General features: G+C 65.6%; 23 protein-coding genes. 9 read left to right on the top strand and 14 right to left on the bottom strand.

Annotation, left to right across the window (positions count from 1 at the left end):
* The first annotated feature begins 186 nt into the window (after positions 1–186).
* Positions 187–663: an META domain-containing protein gene (locus ACSQ3M_RS25905; RefSeq protein ID WP_436152956.1), complete on the top strand. Its 477-nt coding sequence runs from the start codon at positions 187–189 to the stop codon at positions 661–663.
* A 307-nt stretch (positions 664–970) separates the two neighbouring features.
* Here the strand turns inward: ACSQ3M_RS25905 and ACSQ3M_RS25900 are convergent, their stop codons facing one another.
* The 5 genes from ACSQ3M_RS25900 to groES all read right to left on the bottom strand — a co-directional run bounded on the left by ACSQ3M_RS25900 (position 971) and on the right by groES (position 6,742).
* A complete protein-coding gene (locus ACSQ3M_RS25900; protein WP_436152955.1) occupies positions 971–3,064 on the bottom strand; it encodes an ABC transporter ATP-binding protein/permease in 2,094 nt (697 codons plus the stop codon).
* A gap of 132 nt (positions 3,065–3,196) precedes the next feature.
* A complete protein-coding gene (locus tag ACSQ3M_RS25895; protein ID WP_436152954.1) occupies positions 3,197–3,580 on the bottom strand; it encodes a DoxX family protein in 384 nt (127 codons plus the stop codon).
* 128 nt (positions 3,581–3,708) lie between these two features.
* Positions 3,709–4,626, bottom strand: coding sequence for a phosphate/phosphite/phosphonate ABC transporter substrate-binding protein (phnD, locus tag ACSQ3M_RS25890; protein ID WP_436152953.1), 918 nt, complete (start codon positions 4,624–4,626; stop codon positions 3,709–3,711).
* A gap of 148 nt (positions 4,627–4,774) precedes the next feature.
* Positions 4,775–6,412: a chaperonin GroEL gene (gene groL, locus ACSQ3M_RS25885; RefSeq protein WP_436152952.1), complete on the bottom strand. Its 1,638-nt coding sequence runs from the start codon at positions 6,410–6,412 to the stop codon at positions 4,775–4,777.
* 42 nt (positions 6,413–6,454) lie between these two features.
* Positions 6,455–6,742 (bottom strand): co-chaperone GroES, encoded by a 288-nt coding sequence (gene groES / locus ACSQ3M_RS25880; RefSeq protein WP_436152951.1) that lies wholly within the window; start codon positions 6,740–6,742, stop codon positions 6,455–6,457.
* A 217-nt stretch (positions 6,743–6,959) separates the two neighbouring features.
* On the opposite strand from groES, the gene ACSQ3M_RS25875 reads away from it, so the two are divergent.
* The 3 genes from ACSQ3M_RS25875 to ACSQ3M_RS25865 all read left to right on the top strand — a co-directional run bounded on the left by ACSQ3M_RS25875 (position 6,960) and on the right by ACSQ3M_RS25865 (position 8,432).
* Positions 6,960–7,415 carry a MarR family winged helix-turn-helix transcriptional regulator gene (locus tag ACSQ3M_RS25875; protein WP_436152950.1) on the top strand — a complete coding sequence of 152 codons (456 nt, stop codon included), beginning with the start codon at positions 6,960–6,962 and terminating at the stop codon, positions 7,413–7,415.
* 74 nt (positions 7,416–7,489) lie between these two features.
* On the top strand, positions 7,490–7,975 hold the full coding sequence (locus tag ACSQ3M_RS25870; protein ID WP_436152949.1) for a PaaI family thioesterase: 486 nt from the start codon (positions 7,490–7,492) through the stop codon (positions 7,973–7,975).
* 37 nt (positions 7,976–8,012) lie between these two features.
* Positions 8,013–8,432 (top strand): DUF1801 domain-containing protein, encoded by a 420-nt coding sequence (locus ACSQ3M_RS25865; protein WP_436152948.1) that lies wholly within the window; start codon positions 8,013–8,015, stop codon positions 8,430–8,432.
* Between the two features lie 7 nt (positions 8,433–8,439).
* On the opposite strand, the gene ACSQ3M_RS25860 is transcribed toward ACSQ3M_RS25865, so the two are convergent.
* Positions 8,440–9,249 (bottom strand): helix-turn-helix domain-containing protein, encoded by an 810-nt coding sequence (locus tag ACSQ3M_RS25860; RefSeq protein WP_436152947.1) that lies wholly within the window; start codon positions 9,247–9,249, stop codon positions 8,440–8,442.
* Positions 9,250–9,334: 85 nt separating this feature from the next.
* On the opposite strand from ACSQ3M_RS25860, the gene ACSQ3M_RS25855 reads away from it, so the two are divergent.
* Together ACSQ3M_RS25855 and ACSQ3M_RS25850 are read left to right on the top strand one after the other, a co-directional pair.
* Positions 9,335–9,835 (top strand): hypothetical protein, encoded by a 501-nt coding sequence (locus ACSQ3M_RS25855; protein WP_436152946.1) that lies wholly within the window; start codon positions 9,335–9,337, stop codon positions 9,833–9,835.
* A gap of 16 nt (positions 9,836–9,851) precedes the next feature.
* The gene (locus ACSQ3M_RS25850) at positions 9,852–10,229 is read left to right on the top strand and encodes a VOC family protein (RefSeq protein WP_436152945.1); all 378 of its coding nucleotides are present in this window, start codon (positions 9,852–9,854) and stop codon (positions 10,227–10,229) included.
* 15 nt (positions 10,230–10,244) lie between these two features.
* Here the strand turns inward: ACSQ3M_RS25850 and ACSQ3M_RS25845 are convergent, their stop codons facing one another.
* From ACSQ3M_RS25845 to ACSQ3M_RS25830, 4 genes are all read right to left on the bottom strand, one after another.
* Positions 10,245–10,946, bottom strand: coding sequence for a DUF930 domain-containing protein (locus ACSQ3M_RS25845; protein ID WP_436152944.1), 702 nt, complete (start codon positions 10,944–10,946; stop codon positions 10,245–10,247).
* A 108-nt stretch (positions 10,947–11,054) separates the two neighbouring features.
* Positions 11,055–11,897, bottom strand: a complete 843-nt coding sequence (locus ACSQ3M_RS25840; RefSeq protein ID WP_436152943.1) for a DMT family transporter — start codon at positions 11,895–11,897, stop codon at positions 11,055–11,057.
* Positions 11,894–12,394, bottom strand: a complete 501-nt coding sequence (locus tag ACSQ3M_RS25835; protein ID WP_436152942.1) for an N-acetyltransferase family protein — start codon at positions 12,392–12,394, stop codon at positions 11,894–11,896. The genes ACSQ3M_RS25840 and ACSQ3M_RS25835 overlap by 4 nt, the downstream gene beginning before the upstream one ends.
* Before the next feature lie 65 nt (positions 12,395–12,459).
* Entirely contained in the window at positions 12,460–13,224 is a 765-nt protein-coding gene (locus ACSQ3M_RS25830) for a sulfite exporter TauE/SafE family protein (RefSeq protein ID WP_436152941.1), read from the bottom strand.
* Positions 13,225–13,361: 137 nt separating this feature from the next.
* Here ACSQ3M_RS25830 and ACSQ3M_RS25825 point away from each other — a divergent pair, with 137 nt between their 5' ends.
* Together ACSQ3M_RS25825 and ACSQ3M_RS25820 are read left to right on the top strand one after the other, a co-directional pair.
* Positions 13,362–14,795: a lipopolysaccharide biosynthesis protein gene (locus ACSQ3M_RS25825; protein WP_436152940.1), complete on the top strand. Its 1,434-nt coding sequence runs from the start codon at positions 13,362–13,364 to the stop codon at positions 14,793–14,795.
* A gap of 203 nt (positions 14,796–14,998) precedes the next feature.
* Positions 14,999–15,811, top strand: coding sequence for a L,D-transpeptidase (locus ACSQ3M_RS25820; RefSeq protein ID WP_436152939.1), 813 nt, complete (start codon positions 14,999–15,001; stop codon positions 15,809–15,811).
* A 536-nt stretch (positions 15,812–16,347) separates the two neighbouring features.
* Here the strand turns inward: ACSQ3M_RS25820 and ACSQ3M_RS25815 are convergent.
* The 3 genes from ACSQ3M_RS25815 to ACSQ3M_RS25805 form a co-directional block, all read right to left on the bottom strand.
* Positions 16,348–17,142, bottom strand: a complete 795-nt coding sequence (locus ACSQ3M_RS25815) for a DUF2076 domain-containing protein (RefSeq protein WP_436152938.1) — start codon at positions 17,140–17,142, stop codon at positions 16,348–16,350.
* Between the two features lie 120 nt (positions 17,143–17,262).
* Complete coding sequence (locus ACSQ3M_RS25810; RefSeq protein WP_436152937.1) at positions 17,263–18,567, bottom strand: UDP-glucose dehydrogenase family protein; 1,305 nt, start codon at positions 18,565–18,567, stop codon at positions 17,263–17,265.
* Positions 18,568–18,761: 194 nt separating this feature from the next.
* Positions 18,762–19,460 (bottom strand): L,D-transpeptidase, encoded by a 699-nt coding sequence (locus ACSQ3M_RS25805; protein WP_436153050.1) that lies wholly within the window; start codon positions 19,458–19,460, stop codon positions 18,762–18,764.
* Positions 19,461–19,923: 463 nt separating this feature from the next.
* Here ACSQ3M_RS25805 and ACSQ3M_RS25800 point away from each other — a divergent pair, with 463 nt between their 5' ends.
* Entirely contained in the window at positions 19,924–22,098 is a 2,175-nt protein-coding gene (locus ACSQ3M_RS25800; protein ID WP_436152936.1) for a methyl-accepting chemotaxis protein, read from the top strand.
* Positions 22,099–22,104: 6 nt separating this feature from the next.
* On the opposite strand, the gene ACSQ3M_RS25795 is transcribed toward ACSQ3M_RS25800, so the two are convergent.
* The gene (locus tag ACSQ3M_RS25795; protein WP_436152935.1) at positions 22,105–22,530 is read right to left on the bottom strand and encodes a globin domain-containing protein; all 426 of its coding nucleotides are present in this window, start codon (positions 22,528–22,530) and stop codon (positions 22,105–22,107) included.
* Positions 22,531–22,561 lie beyond the last annotated feature (31 nt).

Raw genomic sequence — 22,561 nt, 5'->3', positions numbered from 1 at the left:
TGCAGTGGAAAGCGTCGGTTCTCCGAGAGCCGGATGATTTCAGTTGGAATCGCCTTGCGTTTCCAACTGAAATCTGAATCCGTCTCTCATCAGAGAGTTAGAGCAGGATTGATGCGAAAAACCGGTTCCCACTTTTTCGCATCCTGCTCTGGCGCTCTTTCCAATCGGGGTCTGGACAAGTTGAATATGCAGTCGCGCCTTGGCCTCGTGGCCGCTCTCGCTCTCTCCCTGTCCCCCGTCCTGGTCGGCGACGCGCTCGCCCAAGGACGCCAGCGGCCGTCGCAGATTCCGCAGCAAGGGCAGGACGCTCCGCCGCCGCGGCAGCAGGAGAAGAACTTCCCGTTCGACGCGTCCTGGACCGCGAACCAGATGAATGGCAAGCCGATCACCGGTTACCGCGCGACGCTGAAGGTCGATTCCAATCTGCGCGGCACGGGCTTTGCCGGCTGCAACACCTTCTCCGCCTCAGCCTATCCGCTGCGCCAGCAAGGCTTCGCCGTCGGGCCGATCGCCGTGACCAAGATGGCCTGCGACAAGGGCGCCTCGGATTTCGAACGTGGCTATCTGCTGGCGTTGCGCAGTGCCCAGAAATGGGACCTGGTCGAGGGACGGCTCGTCATCAAGACGGGTGCCGGCGAGATCCGCTTCGACCGCGGGATTTGACGGGCGAGATTTCCACGTCATTCCGGGGTAGGCCGGCAGCTTGAGCCGGGAGGCTCAATGGCCACGATGCTGTTCCAGCTCGTCATGCTCGCCCCTGTGTGGCGAGCATCCACGTCTTGAACACCGCGTTCGACCCGTAACGTGAAGACGTGGATGGTCGGGACAAGCCCGACCATGACGATAGAGCGTCGCACGACCCCTCACCCTAACCCTCTCCCGCATCGAAGTCGGCTGTTGCCGACTTCGGCACTTTTTTGCCGATCTCGGGCTTGCCCGAGATCGGTGGGAGAGGGGACAGTCGCGCTGATCAGCCCGCCTCGGCCATGGCCTTCGCCTTGGGGCTGAACGTTCCATCGGCGTTCTTCTCCATCGCGACCAGCCCGTCATGCATGGCGCGCAGCGTCGAGCGGTGGCCGATCGAGACCACGCTGGTCTGCGGCAGCTCGCGCCGGATCACCGCGTAGATCTCGCCCTCGAGCTGCTCGTCGAGCGAGGCGGTCGCCTCGTCGAGGAAGAGCCAGTCGGGCTTGGCCAGCAGCGCTCGCGCGATCTGCAGCCGCTGCTGCTCGCCGCCAGAGAGGCGCTGGCCCCAGAGATCGACCTCGTCGAGCCGGTCGGTGAGATGGCCGAGCTTGACCTTTTCCATCGCGGCGCGGATGTCGTCGTCGCTGAAGGCGTCCTGCTCGGCCGGATAGGCCAGCGCCGCCCGCAAGCTGCCCTGCGGCAGATAGGGCCGCTGCGGCAGCAGCAGCATGCGCGTATTTTCCGGCGTCGCGACCTTGCCTTGGCCGAACGGCCAGATTCCGGCCAGCGCCCGGAACAGCGTCGACTTGCCCGAGCCTGACGGGCCGACCACCAGCGTCGACTGCCCGGCCGGAAGGGTCAGGCCGGAGGCCTTCACGATCGGCTGGCCGTTCGGCAAGGTGAGCGTCAGCTCGTCGACCCTGGTGTCCTTGCCTGGCTGGTCGGTGATGTCGATCGCGGCACCTTCGCCGCCCTGGGCTTCGGCCTGGGCGATCGCGGCCTCGAAGGTCGTCAGGCGGTTGATCGAGGCGAGGTAGGAGGCGATGGACTGGTAGCTGTTGATGAAGAAGGACATCGCCGTCTCGACCCGGCCGAAGGCCGAGGCAACCTGCGTCAGCACGCCGAAGGCGATCTGGCCAGCGAAGTAGTACGGCGCCAGCAGCACGTAGGGGATGACGACATTGGCCTGGTTGTAGGACAAGGTGAAGGTCGTCAGCTTCAGCTTGCGCCAGAGCAGGTTATAGAAATTGTCGACGATGCCGCCGAAGGTCTCGCCGAGATGGCGACGCTCCGCCGTCTCGCCGCGCATCAGGGCGATCTGCTCGGAATATTCGCGCAAGCGGGCGAGTGCGAAGCGGAAGTTCGCCTCGCGCCGCTCCTGCTCGAATTCCAGCGCGATCAGCGGTTTGCCGATCAGATGGGTGACCCAGGTCGCGATGGCTGCATAGATCAGCGTCGCCCAGAAGATGAAGCCGGGGATGACGATGTCGGTGCCGGGCACCGTGATGGCGACGGGAATCGACCACAGCACGATCGAGAACGAAACCAGCGTCGAGACCTGGGTGATCAGCGTCAGCGAGAAGCTGTAGGTCTGGTTCAGGAAGGAGCGGGTGTCCTCGGAGATGCGCTGGTCGGGGTTGTCGGCGGTGCCCGCGAGCGAGATCCGGTAGTGGTTGCCGTTACCCAGCCAGCGCTTGTTGTACTCGGCTGCCATCCATTCGCGCCAGCGGATCAGCAGCACCGATTGCGCGACCACCTCGATCAGATAGCTGATCACCGAGATCGCCGCCCAGACGCAAAAGACGTTGACGAGTTGCTCCCAGAAGACCGGCGCGTTCTTCTCCTGCAGGGCGTTGTTGAAATCGCGGTAGAAGAAATTGATGCGCAGCGAGATGCCGACCTGCGCCTGGTTGAGCACGATCAGGAAGACGACGAGCGCGACCGCGAAGGTGCCGAGCCGCATGCGATAGCGGCCGAACGGCCCGAGATTGGCGATCTGCGGCTCGGAGGATTCAAAATAGGGCGAGGCGATGCGGGCGATACGCTGCACCACCGGCACGAACGAGACCAGATAGATCAGGATGCCGAAGACGGCGACCGTCGTGCCGAGGCTGGTCGGCGGGGCAGCCGCCTGCCAGGCGCTGGGCCAGAGTCCGAGCTGAGCCAGCAGCGCGCCTGCGCCAAAGATCACATACTCCGTGCCGAAGATGCCGGAAAAGATCTTCAGGAAAAACGGGATCGTGGTGGAACGGAAGGTCGCGAAGGCGAGGAGGACGCCGACCACACCGAGCCCGATGACGCCGGCGCTGCCGCTTTGCTGGCCGACCACGAGCGCGATCACGGCGAGCGCGGCGATGGCGAAACTCAACAGGCGCATGGCGTCGTCCTTGTCGGGGAATCAGCGCGGGAGCTGCGCTGCTTAGGAGAGAGCGTTGTAGATCAGCCCTGCGCACAAAAAAGGCCCGGCTCAAGACCGGGCCGCGCTTTTTCAGCGTTTTGTGATCTGTCTTCAGTCCTTGTCGACCGAGTAGGCGCCGGCGCCAGCTGTGAACAGCACGAGGAAGCCACCGGCGACCGCGAGGTTCTTCATGAACAGCAATTGCTGCATCGGCTGTGCCCAGTTCATATGGAACAGCACGGTCGCGGCGATGGTGAAGGCGAACAGGGCGAGCGCGGCGAGGCGGGTCTTGTAGCCGACGACGATCATCAGGCCGCCGATCAGTTCGACGGCGATCACCAGCGGCAGCAGAATCCCGGGAACGCCGGCGGAGCCCATATAGGCTTGCGTTCCGGCATAGCCGTTGATCTTGGACCAGCCGCCGAGGACGAACATCAGGGCGAGCAGGATGCGACCGACGAGCTTGGCGGCGTCGGTCAGGGCAGGGTTGTTCATGAAGGGACCCCCGAAAGCGTGGGCGCGGCAGGATGCCGCACCCGTCGCGAACTAAGGCTTACAACCAAAGTCGATGCAAGCCTGCGGAGCCTCTTCCTTGTGCAAAGCGCGCAATTGCCAAGTTCGGCTCAACCACCCGGCTTCTGCTTGCGACGCGCCTCCAGCTCCTCGGTCACGGCGATGACGTCGAGATAGTCTTCATGTTTCGCTGGCGCATAGCGCGAGACTTGGCCGTCGGTGAAGGCTTTGAAGACGTCGGGGGCCTCGTCCTTCATCGCCATCATTGCCGCGACAAACGCGTCCTTGAGCCCTTGCGGCAGGTTGGCGCGTGTCGAGAACGGGCTCGCCGGAATGAGCGGTGAGGTCCAGATCACCCGTGTCGCGCCGGCCGGGATCATCCCGCGCAGCGCCAGTCGCTGCACCACGCCGGAATTCTCGTTGACCTGGTAGGTCGCGACGCCGTCGAACTGGCCGCGGACCAGCGCGAGCACCGAATTGTCGTGACCGCCTGAGAAGACCGTCCCACTGAAATGCGCCTGCGGATCAAAGCCCTGCTTGCGCAGGAAATAGGCGGGAAAGGCGTAGCCGGAGGTCGAATTCGGATCGGCGAACGCGAAGCTCTTGCCCTTGAGGTCGGCGACCGTGCGATAGGGGCTGTCGGCGCGCACGACCACGACCGAGTAATAGCCTTCCTGGCCGTTGTTATCGACATCGCGGAACAGCGGCTGGAGCTTGTCGCCGAGCACGCGCCGGCCGAGTGAGTACACCGCTGGTCCGAAGCGCGAGAACTCGAGCTGGTCGGCGCGCATCGCCTCGACCAAGCCGGCATAGTCGCTGACCCGGTAGATCTTCACCGGGACGCCGAGCCTCTTCGCCAGATAGTCGACCATCGGCTGGTTGCGGGCGATCGCCGCCGCCTCATTCTCCGCCGAGGAGACGCCGAAGCGGATTTCCCGGATGCTCTGACGCCAGTCATCCTGCTGGGCAAGGGTAGGCGAAGCGGCGACCGTACCAAGTCCGGCAAGCAGCAGGCGGCGCGTGAGCATGGTGGGAACTCCGGCGAGAAAGCCGAACTCTGCCCAGCGCCTGAGTCAGGGCGTTTACGGAGCGATGTCGTTTGCAAGACGCGCCGGCAAACGGAAAAAGGCCCGGCTTGCGCCGGGCCTTCCATTCTTGTCGAGACTGAGGGCTGGATCAGAAGTCCATGCCGCCCATGCCGCCGCCGCCCATCTGGGGCATCGGGGAGTCCTTCTTCGGCGCCTCGGCGATCATCGCCTCGGTGGTGATCAGCAGGCCGGCGATCGAAGCCGCGTCCTGGATCGCCGTACGCACGACCTTGGTCGGGTCGATGATGCCCATCTTGACCAGATCGCCGTATTCGCCGGTCTGGGCGTTGTAGCCGTAGGCGTAGTCCTTCGACTCGAGCAGCTTGCCGACCACGACCGCGCCGTCATCGCCGGCGTTGTCGACGATCTGCTTGGCCGGGGACGTGATCGCCTTGCGGACGATCTCGACGCCGGTCTTCTGGTCGTCGTTCTGGGTCTTGATCGCCTTGACGGTCTGGAGCGCGCGCAGGAGAGCGACGCCGCCACCCGGCAGGATGCCTTCTTCGACGGCCGCGCGGGTCGCGTTCAGGGCGTCGTCGACGCGGTCCTTCTTCTCCTTGACCTCGACCTCGGTCGCGCCGCCGACGCGGATGACCGCGACGCCGCCGGCGAGCTTGGCCAGACGCTCCTGGAGCTTCTCACGGTCGTAGTCCGAGGAAGTCTCCTCGATCTGCGCCTTGATCTGCGAAACGCGGCCCTCGATGTCCTTCTTCTTGCCGGCGCCGTCGATGATCGTGGTGTTCTCCTTCTCGATGCGCACCTTCTTGGCGCGGCCGAGCATGTTGAGCGTCACGGTCTCGAGCTTGATGCCGAGGTCTTCCGAGATCATCTGGCCGGCGGTCAGGATCGAGATGTCCTCGAGCATGGCCTTGCGGCGATCACCGAAGCCCGGAGCCTTGACGGCCGCGACCTTGAGGCCGCCACGGAGCTTGTTGACGACGAGCGTGGCGAGAGCCTCGCCCTCGACGTCCTCGGCGATGATCAGCAGCGGCTTGCCGGTCTGCACGACGGCCTCGAGGATCGGCAGCATCGCCTGGAGCGACGACAGCTTCTTCTCGAAGATGAGGATGTAGGGGTCCTCGAGCTCGGCGACCATCTTCTCGGCGTTGGTGATGAAGTAGGGCGAGAGATAGCCACGGTCGAACTGCATGCCCTCGACGACGTCGAGCTCGGTCTCGGCGGTCTTGGCTTCCTCGACGGTGATGACACCCTCGTTGCCGACCTTCTGCATCGCGGTCGCGATCATCTTGCCGACCGACTCATCGCCGTTCGCCGAGATGGTGCCGACCTGCGCGACTTCCGCGTTCGAGGTGACCTTCTTCGAGTTCTTCTTCAGGTCAGCGACGATGGCCTCGACGGCGAGATCGATGCCGCGCTTCAGGTCCATCGGGTTCATGCCGGCGGCGACCGACTTCAGGCCTTCGCGCATGATCGCAGCGGCGAGAACCGTCGCGGTCGTGGTGCCGTCACCGGCTGCGTCGTTCTGCTTCGAGGCCACTTCGCGCACCATCTGGGCGCCCATGTTCTCGAACTTGTCGGCGAGCTCGATCTCCTTGGCGACGGTGACGCCGTCCTTGGTGATGCGCGGGGCGCCGAACGACTTCTCGATCACGACGTTGCGGCCCTTGGGACCGAGCGTGACCTTGACGGCGTTGTTCAGGATCTCGACGCCGCGCAGCATCTTGTCGCGGGCATCGGTGGAAAAGCGGACTTCTTTGGCAGCCATGAGACTACTCCTGATTGAGGGCTTGAAGGGTCGTCAGGCTGTTCAGCCGATGACGCCCATGATGTCGGATTCCTTCATGATCAGGAGATCCTGGCCGTCGATCTTGACTTCGGTGCCGCTCCACTTGCCGAAGAGGACGCGATCGCCCTTCTTGACATCGAGGGGAACCAGCTTGCCGGCTTCGTCGCGGGCGCCGGGGCCGACGGAGACGATTTCGCCCTCTTGGGGCTTTTCCTTGGCGGTATCGGGGATGATGATGCCACCCTTGGTCTTCTCTTCGCCATCAAGGCGACGGACCACAACGCGGTCATGCAGCGGACGGAACTTCATGGTTCAGTCTTCCTCTCGGTCGTATTCTGGACGGGCGCGAGTCTGGCCCGTGAAAGGGGTCTGTTAGCAGTCTCACCAAGTGAGTGCTAACGGACGTCGCGGAGATAGGCCTGAGGCCTGCAGGAGTCAAGGAATCCGCTGTGCGAAAGGTGAACGCGGCCACCGGTCGCCGATCTGCGCTGCTGCGGCGGCACGTTAAACCGGCTATCGTGGCGAGATGACGACGCTAACGCCCGATCTTCACCTCGACGACATCGCCCGCTCCTGTGTCGTGCTGCATGTCCGGATGACGGCGCGGGCCGTGACCCGCGCCTATGACGAGGCGATGCGGCCGAGCGGCCTCAAGATCACCCAGTTCGTGCTGCTCTCGGCGCTCTCGACCGGCGCCTGGCGCTCTGTCACCGAACTCGCCGACCGCTTCGCGCTGGAGCGCACCTCGCTGACGCGCAATTTGCAGCTGCTTGCTGCCGAGAAGCTGATCGAGCCCGTCGACTGCAAGGGCCGTGCGCTGACCTATGCGGTCACAGAAAAGGGCCGCGCCGCGATCGAGGCGGCGATCCCCTATTGGCGCGCGGCGCAGGACAGGATCGAAGGCGGGCTCGGCCAGCAGCGCTGGAGCGAGACGCGCGACAGCCTGAAAGCGATCAGGCGGGCGGCTCGGCAGGCCAGCTGAGCCGAACTGGCGCGCTTGACCTCAATCCAACTCCATCTCTATCGTGCATCTACACGATATAGATGGAGTCGGATATGTCCCGAGAGATCGGTGTCGTCAGCCGCGATGTTCTGCTCGCGGAGGACGGCGTGTCCTTCCTGCGCGGGATGATCGAGGGACGCCATCCCGGCCCGCCCTTCGCCGATGCGATGGATTTCGACATCGCTGAAGTCGAGGAGGGCAGGGCGGTCTTTGTCGGCAAGCCCTCGCCGCGCTTCTTCAATCCGCTCGGCACGATCCATGGTGGCTGGACGGCGACGATCCTCGATTCCGCTATGGCCTGCGCCGTGCATTCGACGCTGCGGGCCGGCGAGGGTTACACGACGCTGGAGATGAAGCTGAACTATGTCCGCCCGGTCATGCCCGGCAACGGCCCGGTACGCTGCGAGGGCAGGCTGATTCACCGCGGCGGCTCGGTCGCCACGAGCGAGGGCAGGTTGGTCGATGCGCAAGGCAAGCTGTTGGCGCACGGGACCGAGACCTGCATGATCTTCGGCGCTAAGGTGGGCGCAGGGCGCTGAACGGCCGGCCGCACCTGCCTCTGAACAGGAGCGGTTCTTGACGTTCGCGCCATTCGCCGACGAGGCCGTCGAGGCGAAATTCCGGTCTCTGCCGGAGCCGCTTCGGCCGCCCATGCTGCGCCTGCGCCAGACGATCCTCGCTGTTGCGGCCGCGAATCCCGACATCGGGCCGCTGACTGAGACGCTGAAATGGGGCGAGCTTGCCTGGCTGCCCAAGCGGCCGAGGACAGGAACGACCGTGCGCGCGGGCGCACTGAAGGGCTCACTGACGCATTACGCGCTCTATGTTCATTGCCAGACGAGCCTGATCGAGACGTTCAGGCGCCACTATCCCGGGCAATTCAGCTATGAGGGCAATCGGGCGCTGATCTTCGTTGCCGGGAGCGAGCCGCCGGCCGAGCCACTGGCCCACTGCATCGCGCTCGCCCTGACCTATCACCGTTGGGCAAGGCGCTGAGCGCCGCTCAGGCTCTGCGATAGTCGCTCGGGTTCGCACCCATCACCCGCTTGAAGCGTCGGTTGAAGGTCGAGAGATCGCCGAAGCCGCAGTCGAAGGCGATGCCGGCGACCGGCAAGTCGGTCCGGCGCAGCAGCAATGCCGCCCGGTGCAGGCGGGTGCGCAGCACATATTGATGCGGCGTCATCCCGACCAGCGCCCGGAAGGTGCGCAGGAAATGATAGGGGCTCATCGTCGCCTGCCCAGCCAGCGCATCGAGCGAGAGCGCCTCTTCGCAATGCGCTTCGATATGGCGCAGCGCATTGGTGATCCGGCGCTGGTCGCGGGCGCTCGGCGTATCGGTTCCAGGTTCAGTCCCCGATAATACGCTAGCCACCGTACCGGCGAGGCGCATCGCGGTCTCCTCAAGCCTGTCGGGATCATCAGCAACGGCTTCCGCTTCGGCCAGGAGGCCGGCCAGTGCGGGGAGGGGCGGGAGATGTGCCAGCCTGAAATCGCTGCGCCGGGCGCCGGGCACGGCCGCGATGATGCCTTCAAGATAGGCCGGCTCGAACTGGAAGGCGAGGCAGCGGTCGCCGGCCGCATGCTCATGCCCGCATTCGAAGCAGGCGCCGCGATTGCCGAGCAGCAGCGAGCCCGGCGCCAGCACAGCGCTGCCTTGCGATGAGCGATATCGGAAGGAGCCGCTGCGGACGATGGCGATGCAGTGATGCGGGTGCTCTTCCTCGAAGGCGCGGTCCTTCGGTCCGGCGGTGCAGACGATGTCACTGACGCGCCAGCCGGGGCCCGATGCCAGAAGATGAGTGGTCGCGGTCATGCTGGCGAGTTTAGCAGTTTTTCCCAAGCAAGGCCCGGCGCTTCGGGTCTAGCTGGCGCCAAGTTGATCAAGACGGAGCCCGATCATGACAGCAGCGCCATCGACGCTGGCCGATGTCCTCATCGCTGACGGGCCGGCGCCCGAATATGCGGAGAAGCTCGCCCTCTACGGCCAGTTTGTCGGCGCCTGGACCATGGAGGCGGTGATCCATACCGAGGACGGTCAGCGCAATGAGGCGAAGGGCGAAATCCGCTTCGGCTGGGTGCTCGGTGGGCGCGCCGTGCAGGATGTCTGGAGCCTGCCCGGCTTCTTCCACGGCACGACGCTGCGCATCTACGACCCCGGCCAGGACGCCTGGCACATCCGCTGGAACGACCCGGTCAAGCAATACTACACGCACCAGATCGGCCGTGCCGATGGCCGGGACATCGTCCAGCACGGCAAGCTCGATGACGGCACTGCGATCCGCTGGCGCTTCACCGAGATCACGCCGGACTCGTTTCATTGGATCGGCGACCACTCGCGCGACGGTGGAACTACCTGGAAGGTCCAGGCCGATTTCCGGGCGAAACGCATCGAAATCTGAAAGGGAGACGAAAGCCATGTTCGATCACATCTCAATCGGCGTTCGCGAGATCGCCCGCACGAAACGCTTCTATGACGGAGCGCTCGGCGCGCTCGGCTATGACTGCCTCAGTGCGGATGAAGGCTCGCTCGGCTATGGCAAGGGGGGCGTCGGCCTCTGGATCGGCGTGGTCTCGGCGCCAGTGCCGCCGGATCGCGACTCCAATTTGCATTTCTGCTTCGTCGCGCCGACGCGCCAGAGCGTCGATGCCTTCCATGCCGCGGCGCTGGCGGCGGGTGGCACCGACAATGGCAAGCCGGGCCTGCGCGAGTCATATGGCCCCGACTACTACGCCGCCTTCGTCGTCGATCCCGACGGCTACCGGCTCGAGGCCTATTGCAGCAAGCCGGTCTGAGGCGATCGCAACAGATTAATGCTCGGGCGGCAGATCATGTGCCGCCCATTCGCTGCGCGGGATCGCCTCGCCGACGCGGAACTGGAAGCCGGCGACCTTGCCAGTCGCCGTCATCTCGCAGCGGAATCGCAAGCCGTACCATTGCTTGCGGCTGCGGAAGGCGGCTCCTTCCGCTTCCAGCGCGGTCCTGGATGCTTTCGTGCCGGCCATTGCAAAAGCCACGACGCGGTCGGGCTCGAACTCGGCCTTCCAGGCATGGATCTGGCTCATCGCCTCGAGATTGCAGAGCTGCTCGATGCGCTCGGCGGCTTCGAGCGTCTTCAGCGCCTCGCGCGTCCCGCGGCTCCGGGGACTGGCCAGCACGCTCTCGGAATGCAACGTCCGGGCGGTGATCATAGCCGGCGGCTCGGCCAGGGGTGGGACGGGCGGGGCGGTCAGTTTGTCCGGAGGTGGTGTGATGGGGACCGCTTGCGGGGGTGGCACGATCTCGGTTGTCGGTGGAGGGGCGGGTACCTGCACCGGGGGCGGCGGTGGTGAAACCGGCGTCAGCGCCTCCGGGCCGACCAGCTCGACCTCGATGCTCGCCTCGCTGACCGGAACGAAGCCGCTGAAGGCGCGGACGGCGAGCAGGGCGCCAAGCAGGGCAAGATGCAGGCAGAGCGCGACGGCGAGGCCAGGTTCGCGAAGGACGCGAACAGCGGGGCCGGGGCGCTGCATGCCCTGATCAATCGCCGTTGGTGCGGAAGGAGGGCATGAGCGGCGGGCGCTTCCCGTGAGGCGTTCCGTGCAGAAGTCCGACCAAGCAGGCGATTTTGCGGCGGGGGCTCAGCGCCGGCTGACGGCGAAGGCGCCCGCGACGATCAGCACCGCGCCGGCAAAGGTGGTCCAGAGTGGTACTTCACCGAAGACGGACCAGCCGAGCAGGCTGGCCCAGACCAGCGCCGTATATTCGATCGGCGCCAGCCGGGAGGCGGGGGCGCGAGCAAAGGCCGAAGTCAGCGAGAGGTGCCCGGCGACGCCGAGCGCACCGGCGCCGAGATAGGCGAGCAGATCGCCGCCGCTCATCGGCATGAAGACGAAATAGGCCGGCCAGGCCAGGCACAGCGCCGGCCCGGCATTCTGGAACAGCACGATGATCGCCGGGTGCTCTTTCACCGCGATCCGCCGTAGCAGGATCAGGTTGAAGGCATAGGAGACCGCGGAGAACAGCGCCGCGGCGACGCCGAGCTCGGCGCCGGTGACGCCGCCCTGCAAGCGCGGCCAGACCATCACCAGCATGCCGGCGAGGCCAAAGCCGAGCGCCTGCAGGATGCGTCCGTCGAGCCGTTCCTTCAGGATCAGGGCGCCAAGCAAAGCGACGAAGACCGGCGCGAGGAAGGACAGCGTCAGCGCCTCGGCTAGCGGCAGCACCGAGACCGAATAAAAGAAGCTGCCGGCGGTCAGGATCACCACCGGCACGCGTAACGAATTGCCGATCAGGCTGGCTCGCGTCGGAAAGGCGGGGCGCATGAAGGCGAGCACCACGAGCGCGCATAGGCCGCCCATGGCAAAGCGCATGAACAGCGCCAGCAGGAACGGATGCTGCTGCATCTGCGCCTTGATGACCGCATCCATCGCGGTGAGCAGCGCGATGCCGAACGCGGCCCGCAGCGCCGTGTTGGCGTTCATGGCCGCGCCGCAGTGAGCGGCTTGCGGAAATGGTATTCCCAGGTGGAGGAGATGTCGGCGAGGTAGCGCTCGCCCGGCCAGCGCACGAAGCCGAGTTTCTCGTAGAAGCGATGGCCGCGGGCGAATTTGCTGTCCGACCACAGCATCATCTCGCCGTAACCGCCGGCCTCGGCGAAAGCAAGAGTCTGCGCAAACAGAGCTTGCGCCAGGCCGCTGCCGCGCTGGCTCGGGTCGGCATAGACCTTGAACAACTCGACCGCATTCTGGTCGGGCACCGGCACGACGGCGATCGAACCAACGATGCGGCCATCCGGCCCATCCGCGACCCAGTGCCTGCCGCCCTTCTGCGCATAATAGCTGGCCGGGCGGCGCAGCTCGGGGAATTCCGACCAGTCGAAGAAACAGTTCGGATATTCGGCGAAAGTCGCGGCGATCAAGGCGGCAAGCGGCTCCGAATCGGCGTCGGTGGCGTCGCGAAGGGCGGGCAAAGCGGTCATGACGGATCGCTTAGGGCCAATGCGGTACGTTGCAAAGATGGGCCGCTCGCGCTCCTGCCATGCTGCTATCGCAGCAATGCCAGCGCGGCGTCTGCCGTCAGCTTCAACGCCGCCACCGCCAGCAGCAGATAGCAGGCGAAGAACAGCCGCTTCTGATCGAGCCGGTTATGCAGCCAGCGGCCGATCCAGACACCGATCGGCGCGGCCGGCAGCAGCACAAGCGCCGCCCAGAGCGCCTGTGGCTGCTTTAAGCCCAGGGCCAGATAGGGCGGCAGCTTCAGGAGGTTGCCGAGCATGAAGAAGGCGATGGTCGTGCCGACGAAGGCGGTCTTGGAGAGCCCGCGCGCCAACAGGTACATGGCGACGGGTGGCCCCCCAGCATGGGCGACAAAGGTGGTGAAGCCCGAGGCCGTGCCGGCCAGCAGTGCCAATGGCGGCGAGACGGGCAGCTGGCCGGGAGGCGCGACACGCCCGCGCAGGAACCAATGGCCCGTGAAGGCGAGGGTGATGAGCCCGATGGTCAGCGTCACCACGCGCGCATCGACGATGAGGAAGACCGCATAGCCGATCGCGATGCCGGTGATCAGGCCGGGTATCAGCCAGGCGAGATCCGGCTTCGACCAGGTCGAGGCGCCGAAGCTGCCGATTGCGACAAGGTCCATCGCCGCGACCAGCAGCGCCACCATGATCGCGGCCTGCAGGGGATCGACCACCAGCGCCAGCAGCGGAATACCGAGGATGGCGAGCCCGCCGCCGAAGGCACCCTTGCCGATGCCCATGAGCAGGGTCGTGGTCCAGCCGACGAGATAGAACAGCGGATCGCCTGGCATCGGCTCAGCCTGCCGCGATGGCGGAGAGCGAGAGCTGGTCGGCTTCCGCCTGGATATCTGCGGTTTGGCGATTGGGCGGAATCAGCGCAGTCATGCATCGCCGGTCCCGAGCTGGTCTGCCCCTTCGCGATGGCGTCATGACCGTTCTGCTGCCCTTCGTGATCAATGCCGGGCTGAACTTCGCCCTCGGGCTGCTCATCGCCTATTTCCTCGGCCCCGCCGAATTCGGCCGCTATGCCATCGGCGCGGCGATCATCGTCGTGCTCAACACCGCGCTGCTCGACTGGATCAGGCTGTCGACCGTCCGTTTCTACTCGCAGAAGAGCCGGGAGGAACAGCCGCAGATCAGGGCGACCCTCGATGTGCTGAGCGCAGGCATGACCATCGCGCTCACCGGGTTGCTCGTCGCTGCGGTCGTCGCTGGGGTCGATTTCGGCCTGCCGGCCATGCTGGTTGCGGCGTCGGTGCTGGGCGGCATCTGTGCCGGCCTGTTCGACTATCACGGCGCGATCGCCCGGGCCCGCTTCCTCGATGCGGCCTATGCCCGCCTGGTCATCGTCAAGAATGTGCTGGCGCTGGTCCTGATGGTCGGCGGCGCCTGGTGGACGCGCGACCCGACGATCGTGATGTTCGGCGGCGTTATCAGCGTGATGGCGGCCTTGCTTGCCGTGCGCCGGTCGCTTGCCGACGCGCCGCTCGTCTGGTCGGCGGCACGGCGCGATCTCGCGCTCGATTTTGCACGCTATGCGCTGCCGCTCGTCGGCGCCAACGCGATCTATTCGCTGATCCCGCTGCTCAACCGCTCGCTGCTCGCCGATGCCTATGGCTTTGCCGAGGCCGGCTATTTCTCGCTCGCCGCCGATATGGGCCTGCGCCTGTTCGGTACGCTCGCCGCGACGCTCGAGATCGTCATGCTGCGCGAGGTGCTTCGGCTCGACGAGGCCAAGGGTCGCCGGGCAGCGCAAAAGCGCATCGCCGAGAATCTCGTGATCGTAACGATGGTGGCGCTGCCGGTGGCGGCCGGCCTCTTCCTCGTGCTGCCGGCTTTCGAGAAGCTGCTCGTGCCGGCGGCGTTCCACGGCCGCTTCGCCGCCTACATGCTGTTGCTGCTGCCGGGTTTCTTCGCGCTTACGATCTTCGTCGGTGGGCTTTATCCGGTCTTCCTGCTCGGCAAGCGCACCGGCATGGTGACCCTGGCCGCTTGCACGGGGCTGGCCGCCAATCTCGCGATCGTCTTCGGCGCCGGCGCCGCCGGGCCGGAGCGGTTCGCGCTTGGCCAGACGGTGAGCTTCCTGATCGTTCTCGTCATCACCGGCTGGGTCGCCTTGCGAACCTTGCCGGTCCTGCCGAAATTGCGGGACATCGGCCTCATCATTGCAGCGGTCGCGGTCATGGTGGCGGCGGTCTGGCCGCTTTCCGGACGCTTGCCGCCCTTGCCTGAGCTGCTGCTGCAGGGCGCGCTTGGCGTCGCCATCTATGGCGGGCTGATGCTGGCCTTCGACGTGGCGCGCTGCCGGACGTTGTTGCGGCTGTGGCTCGCGCTGCGCAAGAGCCGGATCCGATCAGGCTGATTCCACCCGATCGGTGAATCCGTCTCTCGCTATAGCGGTTAGCGTGAACGGAGCATTTACCGCGTTTGCTCGCGGATCGCTAAGGTTAATCGCCGGAATTGCAGCGATTAAGCCAGTTTCCGGACGAGCAGAGTCAACGATTCACCGTTCATTTCAACACATCGCCTCACGCTTCTCGCCTGTCATGTTGAGAGAGTTGCGTCATGCGTCCGCTCTATGTCGTTCCCCTCGTCGTCCTCGGCGGCGCCTTGCAGCTGTCGGGGCAGGCCAGCGCCCAGACCTATTGGCGTCCGGCCGATCCGATGGTCACGAGCTCCACGGCCCGCGGCCAGTATGGCGGTGGCTTCATCGAGATGCTGATGACCGGCCAGGACCCCAGCTATGGCCGTGGCGGCGCCGTCTACAACCGGCCGCAACGCGGCGCCTATGGCCAGCAGCCGGCGATGCGCCGCCTTTCCGATTATGAGGCACCGGTTCCGATCCAGGGTGATCCGATGGAACCGCGCCGGGAGCGTCGCTCCGCTGCGCTCGGTGAGCCGATGCCGGCCGAGCGGCCGATCGCCCGCACCCTCGATCCGCGCTTTCAGAAGCAGGAAGTCGCCTATGATGGCCCGCACAAGGCGGGCACCATCATCATCGACACGCCGCGCCGTTTCCTCTTCCTGGTCCAGCCCGGCGGGCGCGCCCTGCGCTACGGCATCGGCGTTGGCCGTCCTGGCTTCGAATGGGCCGGGATGAAGGCTGTGACGCGCAAAGCCGAATGGCCGAGCTGGACGCCGCCGGCCGAGATGCTGAAGCGCCGGCCCGATCTGCCGCGCTTCATGGCCGGCGGCCCCGAGAATCCGATGGGCGCGCGCGCCATGTATCTCGGCTCGACCCTCTATCGCATCCACGGCACCAACGAGCCGAACACAATCGGCCAGGCCGTCTCCTCGGGCTGCATCCGCATGAACAACGAGGATGTGGTCGACCTCTATGAGCGCGTGCGCGTCGGCGCCAAGGTCCTTGTGATCTGAGAGTTCTTGAGAATTGCCTAGTCTTCATCCTTCGAGACGGTCCTTACGGGCCTTCTCAGGATGAGGGTTGGATCTATCCAACGGACTCTTAGACTATCCCGGTTAGCCTTATTCCGTTGTCGCCCGATCGCTCATGGCGCATAAAAAAGCTGGTGGAGTGTGTCGAATGGGGCGGGTTATCACTCGTATATGGTGCCTCGGTTTGGGGTTATGGTGGCTATACTCCGCTATTGTCGGTTTCCTTTTTGCTCACGGGGAGCGCTCGTTCTTCTGGTATATCGTTTACGTTCTTGCACCCGGTGGAACGGGGATAACTCTAGTTTCTTTTGTTCTTTTCGGCACTCGACCTTCAGGCTTTGCAACCAGTACTGATGATTCTGAGGTCACCAAAAATCATACACAACACCCCTGAATGATCGTTCCTGACGATCCGATTGAAACATTCGCCACGTCGGCCACCTTGATTGTTATATCTCAATAAAAAAGACCCGCCTGTCGCCAGGCGGGCCTCGTCGTTTCAACGGGCTGGGCGGCACTCAGGCCCAGTCGTCGTCCCCGCCGCCCGAGCTGTCATCATAGCTGCCATCGTCATAGCTGGCATCCTGATAGGTCGGCTCCGGCTGGGCCTGCTGTGGCTCGGCCGCGGGCTGCTGGTCGGCTGCCGTCTGGGTATCCTTGGCCGTATCGCTGTTCTGCGGGGCGTCCTTGTTTGCCGCGGTGCTCGCTTCGGCCGGCTTGGCCTCGCTCGCCGCGCTCTTGTTGCCGCCGCCGAGCGCGTTCATCAGCATGTTGCCGGCGACCATGCCGCCGGCGACGCCGGCCGCCGTCGTCAGCGCGCTCGCCATGAAGCCGCCGCCGCCTCGGGCTGGAGGCTGCTGTGCCGCCTGGTTCTGCCCGGGGCCGGGCGCCCCGCCCATACCTTGCTGAGGCGCCATGCCCTGAGCGCCCGGTTGGCTGCCCCAGGGCGGCGAGGCCGGCTGCGGTTGGCCGCGCTGCGGGAAGGACGGCACCGAGCCGCTGCGGGCCGGCTGGCTCGAGCCGCCACCGAAGATGCCCGACAGGAAGCCACCGGATTGCTGGGCCGGGGCGGGAGCGGGCGGCTGGTTGCGCAATTGCTCGACTTCGGCCTGCAACTGCTCGATCTGGCCCTGCATGCTGGTGAGCGCCTGCTCCTGCACATAGACCGACTGCGCCATCGCATAGACGGCATAAGGCTGCTCGCGGAGGCGGTCAGCGATGAACCGTTCAGCCTCGGGGTCGCGGGGCTGGTTGGCCGCCTGACGTAGGCGGTCGAAAATCCCGGCGATCACGTCGCGTTCTTGCGGCGTCATCGTCATCTCCTCTCAATGTTGGACAAGGCGGTCGCCCTGTCGCATCGAAAGGTGGTGACGGCTTATGACGCTATCAAGGCGGTGGCCAAATCCGACACTTGCGGCACGAAAGCAGGCGCTTCAGGCGTTGCCGACGTTGACGTAGGTAAAGCCGCGCTCGTGCATCTCGCCGGAGCGGTAGATGTTGCGCAGGTCGACCACGACGGGGTGTCGCATTGCCGCCTTGACGCGGTCGAGATCGAGCGCGCGGAAGGCGTTCCACTCGGTCACGATCACCAGCGCGTCGGCCCCGTCGAGACAGGAATAGGCGTCGGGCGCGTAGGTGATCTCCGGCATCAGCGCCTTGGCGCTCGCCATCGCCTCGGGATCGTAGGCGATGACCTCGGCGCCGGCGTCGAGCAGCGCCGTCACGATCGACAGCGACGGCGCCTCGCGCATGTCGTCGGTGTTGGGCTTGAAGGCGAGGCCGAGCACGGCGATGCGCTTGGCCCTGACCGAGCCGCCACAGGCGGCGATCACCTTGCGCGCCATCGCCCGCTTGCGCTGGTCGTTGACCGCGACCACCGTCTCGACGAGGCGCAAGGGGCTTTCCATGTCCTGCGCCGTCTTGATCAACGCGAGCGTATCCTTCGGGAAGCAGGAGCCGCCATAGCCCGGCCCGGCATGCAGGAACTTGCCGCCGATGCGGTTGTCGAGGCCGATGCCACGCGCCACCTCCTGGACATTGGCACCGACCCGCTCGCACAGATCGGCGATCTCGTTGATGAAGGTGATCTTGGTCGCGAGGAACGCGTTGCCGGCGTATTTGATCAGCTCCGAGGTCCGCCGCGTGGTGAACAGCAGCGGCGCGGCGTTGAGATAGAGCGGCCGGTAGATATCTTCCATCACCTTGCGGGCGCGGTCGTCCTCGGTCCCGATCACGATGCGGTCGGGCCGTTTGAAATCCGCGATCGCGGCACCCTCGCGCAGGAATTCCGGGTTGGAGACGACGGCGAAGTCGGCGTCCGGCCGGGCCTCGCGCATGATCCGCTCGACCTCGTCGCCGGTGCCGACCGGCACGGTCGACTTGGTGACGACGACGGTGAAGCCCTCGATCGCCGCGACGACGTCGCGCGCCGCCTGGTGCACATAGGAGAGGTCGGCATGGCCATCGCCGCGGCGCGACGGCGTGCCGACCGCGATGAAAACGGCGTCGGCCGCCGCGACCGGTCCGGCGAGCTCGGTGGTGAAGGAGAGTCGCCCGGCGCGGACATTGCTGGCGACGAGGTCGTCGAGGCCGGGTTCGAAGATCGGAATCTCGCCGCGCTTCAGGGCCGCGATCTTGCCGGCATCGGTATCGACGCAGGTCACCTCATGGCCGAAATCGGCGAAGCAGGCTCCAGAGACCAGGCCGACATAGCCTGAGCCGATCATCGTCACGCGCATCTGGCGTTCTCACCATCTGTCCGGCGGCCTGCCGGCCAGCAGGGCGTATCGCAAAACTGCGCCGAGGCAAATCGCTGCCGTGCGCACAGGCCCTCCAGGCGATATGGCGATGGTGGGTAACGCCGCCGTGACATATGGCCGAAGGCGGCTGCAAATGCCGCCTTCGGGGTAGGCCAGGTGGGTGGGGCTCGACCTTAGATGTCGTCCGGCGGAAGCGGAGCGTCGGTCTCGTCGAGCTGCGGCTCGGAAATCGGATTGCGATTCAGCACGACCACGGTGGTGCCGGTCGGCACGCGGCTGTGCAGGTCGATGATGTCCTGGTTGAACAGGCGGATGCAGCCGGAGGAAACGGCTTTGCCGATCGACCATGGCTCCGTGGTACCGTGGATCCGGTAGAGCGTGTCGCGGTTGCCCTGGTAAAGGTAGAGCGCGCGCGCGCCGAGCGGGTTCTCGACCCCGCCCGCCATGCCGGCGGCCCAAGGCTTGTTCCGTTCCGGCTCGCGGGCGATCATGGCGGCGGTCGGCGTCCAGCGCGGCCATTCCGCCTTGCGGGCGACGGTGGCGCGGCCGCGCCAGGACATTCCCTGCTTGCCTACGCCGATGCCGTAGCGGATGGCGCGGCCGTTCTCGCGCACCAGGTAGAGATAGCGGGCCGAGGTATCGACAATGATCGTGCCTGGCGCTTCCGGGGTCCGGTAGTTGACCTCCTGGCGCAGGAAACGCGTGTCGACCTCGTCGATGTCGGTCGCCGGCAGCGGATGCTTCTCGTCCGGCCGCTCCTCATACATCGATAGGAAGGCGGCGTTCTGGTGACCCGGCGACCGGACTTCGTAGGGCTGCTGCGGGCCGGTGACGCAACCGGCCAGGCCGACAGGAACGAAGGCCGAGGCCATCGTCAGGAAGCGGCGGCGGGAACAGGTGGCGGAGGCGTCAGGCTGGGGGGAGGACATAACTCGGCTCTTCGTGGGTCAGCTGGCAGCGGAAACATGCGAATTGCCGACAAGTTCCAATGAGTTCTTGTCGGTCGACCCCCTCCACTTCACGGCCCCGCATGGCGCCGGGGTGAAGAGAATGCGGCGAAATGATGGCGGGCGCAAAGCGTGGCTGGAATGTCACAGCCCGATATGCCGCCACTGCATGTCGCGCGAGTCTCGCTTCATACGTGTATCTGCCCAGATATGCAGCGAAGAGATGAGGTATCGCTGCGTTTTTCATCAGTCTTCGAACGAATGTAAGGCGCCTTAAAGTGGCTTTAACCATTACTGGCAAAGCTTTCTAAGCCCTCTCGGCTTCGGTGCCTGGTCATGCCGAAAGTTTAAGTGCCGCACCTCTTCGTGCGGAAGCACGAGCGAAAACATGAAATCGATCCGCTTCAAGGTGCTGGCGATGTTGGGGATCGTTGCCGCGGGCGCGATCCTCGCTGCGGTCTTGAGTCTCTACGCCTTGTCGCGCTCCAGCGATCTCAACGCGCGCTCCGATGTCCAGGGCGAAATCGCGCTGGTGACCGAACGGATCAATACGCAGGTCTTCGCCGTGGTGATGGATTCCCGCGGCATCTATATGTCGAAGGATGCCAGGGACGCGGAAGCTTTCGCCAAGCCCAAGGAGGCGCGCTTTCCGGGGATGCGCAAGCTCGCCGCCGATCTCGTCGCGCTGGTGCCGGCGCAGGAGCGCGAGACCGCGCTCAAGCTGCAGAAATCGGTCGAGGAGTTCATCGCGTTCCGCAGCGAGACGATCCGGCTCGGCCGGGAAGTCTCGACCGCCGCCGCCAACCAGCAGGGCAATAACGACCTGAACCGCGCCAATCGCAAGGCTTTGAACGATCAGCTCGTCGCTTTCGGCAAGCGCAATGAGGAAGTTGGGAGCAGGCTTGCGGCCGAGGCTGCCGACTTCACGCGTCAGATCCAGTGGATCCTGCCTGTGGTGCTGTTCTCGACGCTCATCGCCTCGATCGCGGCGGCGGTGCTGTTTGCGCAGCGCTCGATCACCCGTCCGCTGCTCGATCTCGGGGCCAGCATGAGCCGTCTCACGGCCGGCGAGACTGACATCACGGTCCCGCATACCAAACGGCGGGACGAGCTCGGCGACATGGCGCGGGCGGTTGCCGTGCTGCGCCAGAGCACGGAACAGGTTGCCCTGTTGCAGGAACAGGAGCGTGCCGCTTCGGCGGCGCGGATCCGCTCGGCCGATGCGATGGCGTCGGTCGTCTCGGATGTCGGGGAGGTTGTCGCGGCCGCTGCCGCCGGCGATTTCTCGGCGAGGCTTCAGATCGAAGATGCCGATGAGCAGATGCAGAAGCTGGTCGCCGGCATCAATGAGATCAACGCGGTGGTCGATTCGGCCACGACTGAGTTCGTCGAGGTATTGCGCGCGCTGGCGACGGGGGACCTCACGCGGCAGGTGCCGACGGCCTACCATGGCCGCTTTGCGGAACTGAAGGACGCAGTCAACGAGACGATCGAGCGGCTCGCCACGACGGTTAGGACGATCCAGTTGACCTCGGCCGATGTCGGCATGGCAGCGCGCGAGATCAACATGGGCGCGGACGACCTGTCGAAGCGCACCGAGGAGCAGGCCTCGTCGCTGGAAGAGACAGCGGCAACGACCGAAGAGCTGGCAGCCTCGGTGAAGGCTTCGGCGCAAGGCGCGCGCCAGGCGGCGGCGATCGCCGAGGAAGCGATGAAGGCGGCGCAGGATGGCGGCGCCATCGCCGGCGAGGCGGTCGCGGCCATGGCCCGGATCGAGCAGGCCTCGAAGAAGATCTCCGACATCATCCGGGTGATCGACGACATCGCCTTCCAGACCAATCTTCTGGCGCTCAACGCAGCGGTCGAGGCCGCCCGCGCCGGCGATGCCGGCAAGGGCTTTGCCGTCGTCGCCAGCGAGGTCCGCACGCTGGCGCAGCGCTCCAGCGAGGCGGCCAAGGACATTTCCGGGCTGATCTCCTCCTCGAACAGCGAGGTCGAGACCGGCGTCAAGCTGGTGCGCCAGGCCGGCGATTCGCTGGAGAAGATCCTGTCAGCCTCGCAGAAGGTCACCGGTACGATCCAGGAGATCTCGGCGGCGTCGGCCGAGCAGGCCCATGGCATCGACGAGATGAGCCAGGCGGTCGCCCATCTCGACGAGATGACCCAGGCCAATGCGGCGCTGGCCGAACAGAGCGCCGCCTCGGCCGGGGCGCTGTCGGGCCGCATCGGCGAGCTCAACACGCTGGTGGCGAGCTTCCGGACGGACACCGGCACAGGCTTGGCCGCGCCGGTCGCTGCAGCCCTGCCGAGCTTGCGCTCGGCCGCCGCCGCTCCAGCGCGGCGTCCGCCGGCACGCGTCGCAGCCGCGCCGCGCCAGCCCGCACCCGCCATTCACACTGGCGGCCATGGCTCCGAGCCGGAGCGGCTGCGCCAGCTCGCAGAGGCCGCCTTCGCTCAGAGCAAGGCCGCGCCGCCGCGCCGCGAGCCCGCCCCAGCTGCAGCCGCGCCTGCACGCAAAGCTGCCAATGGCCGCGCCGGCGATGATGGCTGGGAAGAGTTCTAGGAAGCGCTAGGCCGAACGTCGGCTGGGCGTTTCGGCAGCCAACATTGTCTTCGCCATCTGGCCGTAGAGCTCGGTCCAGGCTGCCCTTGTCTGTGTGGTGAAATCGGCCCCCAGCGACGTCTCCAGGGTCCAGAGCAGGGCGCTGCCGACAGCCTCGTAATGCTCCGGTCGGACGCCGTAGGTGCGATGGCGCTCGCCCAGTCGCGCGAGCAGGACATTGAGGCCGCCGGGATCGTTGAGCATCGCGAGCGCGACCATCAGCGTTTCCATCAGCTTGGCCGCTTGGGCCTGGATATCATCCGTCTTGAAGAGCGCCCGTGTGCTGGGCGCGGTGGTGAATAGCCGCTCATAGAACAGGCATGCCGTCTCGATCTTGCGCCGATGCAGCTGCGCAAAGCTCGACCGGACTAGCGCAATATCCTGCGGCGTCACGACCTTCTCCCCTTCAGCGTTGCAGCATGAG

The organism is Allobosea sp. LjRoot90, from assembly GCF_964254315.1.
In the GTDB taxonomy this organism is placed as follows: Bacteria; Pseudomonadota; Alphaproteobacteria; order Rhizobiales; family Beijerinckiaceae; genus Allobosea.
Note: the sequence above shows the minus strand (reverse complement) of the source record. Positions and strands in the feature narration are given on the sequence as shown.

What these genes read in the sequence shown, in the direction of transcription:
- ACSQ3M_RS25905 (WP_436152956.1), top strand. Translation starts at nt 187, where the DNA reads ATGCAGTCGCGCCTTGGCCTCGTGGCCGCTCTCGCTCTCTCCCTGTCC.
- ACSQ3M_RS25900 (WP_436152955.1), bottom strand. Translation starts at nt 3,064, where the DNA reads ATGCGCCTGTTGAGTTTCGCCATCGCCGCGCTCGCCGTGATCGCGCTC.
- ACSQ3M_RS25895 (WP_436152954.1), bottom strand. Translation starts at nt 3,580, where the DNA reads ATGAACAACCCTGCCCTGACCGACGCCGCCAAGCTCGTCGGTCGCATC.
- phnD (WP_436152953.1), bottom strand. Translation starts at nt 4,626, where the DNA reads ATGCTCACGCGCCGCCTGCTGCTTGCCGGACTTGGTACGGTCGCCGCT.
- groL (WP_436152952.1), bottom strand. Translation starts at nt 6,412, where the DNA reads ATGGCTGCCAAAGAAGTCCGCTTTTCCACCGATGCCCGCGACAAGATG.
- groES (WP_436152951.1), bottom strand. Translation starts at nt 6,742, where the DNA reads ATGAAGTTCCGTCCGCTGCATGACCGCGTTGTGGTCCGTCGCCTTGAT.
- ACSQ3M_RS25875 (WP_436152950.1), top strand. Translation starts at nt 6,960, where the DNA reads ATGACGACGCTAACGCCCGATCTTCACCTCGACGACATCGCCCGCTCC.
- ACSQ3M_RS25870 (WP_436152949.1), top strand. Translation starts at nt 7,490, where the DNA reads ATGTCCCGAGAGATCGGTGTCGTCAGCCGCGATGTTCTGCTCGCGGAG.
- ACSQ3M_RS25860 (WP_436152947.1), bottom strand. Translation starts at nt 9,249, where the DNA reads ATGACCGCGACCACTCATCTTCTGGCATCGGGCCCCGGCTGGCGCGTC.
- ACSQ3M_RS25855 (WP_436152946.1), top strand. Translation starts at nt 9,335, where the DNA reads ATGACAGCAGCGCCATCGACGCTGGCCGATGTCCTCATCGCTGACGGG.
- ACSQ3M_RS25850 (WP_436152945.1), top strand. Translation starts at nt 9,852, where the DNA reads ATGTTCGATCACATCTCAATCGGCGTTCGCGAGATCGCCCGCACGAAA.
- ACSQ3M_RS25845 (WP_436152944.1), bottom strand. Translation starts at nt 10,946, where the DNA reads ATGCAGCGCCCCGGCCCCGCTGTTCGCGTCCTTCGCGAACCTGGCCTC.
- ACSQ3M_RS25840 (WP_436152943.1), bottom strand. Translation starts at nt 11,897, where the DNA reads ATGAACGCCAACACGGCGCTGCGGGCCGCGTTCGGCATCGCGCTGCTC.
- ACSQ3M_RS25835 (WP_436152942.1), bottom strand. Translation starts at nt 12,394, where the DNA reads ATGACCGCTTTGCCCGCCCTTCGCGACGCCACCGACGCCGATTCGGAG.
- ACSQ3M_RS25830 (WP_436152941.1), bottom strand. Translation starts at nt 13,224, where the DNA reads ATGCCAGGCGATCCGCTGTTCTATCTCGTCGGCTGGACCACGACCCTG.
- ACSQ3M_RS25825 (WP_436152940.1), top strand. Translation starts at nt 13,362, where the DNA reads ATGACCGTTCTGCTGCCCTTCGTGATCAATGCCGGGCTGAACTTCGCC.
- ACSQ3M_RS25820 (WP_436152939.1), top strand. Translation starts at nt 14,999, where the DNA reads ATGCGTCCGCTCTATGTCGTTCCCCTCGTCGTCCTCGGCGGCGCCTTG.
- ACSQ3M_RS25815 (WP_436152938.1), bottom strand. Translation starts at nt 17,142, where the DNA reads ATGACGCCGCAAGAACGCGACGTGATCGCCGGGATTTTCGACCGCCTA.
- ACSQ3M_RS25810 (WP_436152937.1), bottom strand. Translation starts at nt 18,567, where the DNA reads ATGCGCGTGACGATGATCGGCTCAGGCTATGTCGGCCTGGTCTCTGGA.
- ACSQ3M_RS25805 (WP_436153050.1), bottom strand. Translation starts at nt 19,460, where the DNA reads ATGGCCTCGGCCTTCGTTCCTGTCGGCCTGGCCGGTTGCGTCACCGGC.
- ACSQ3M_RS25800 (WP_436152936.1), top strand. Translation starts at nt 19,924, where the DNA reads ATGAAATCGATCCGCTTCAAGGTGCTGGCGATGTTGGGGATCGTTGCC.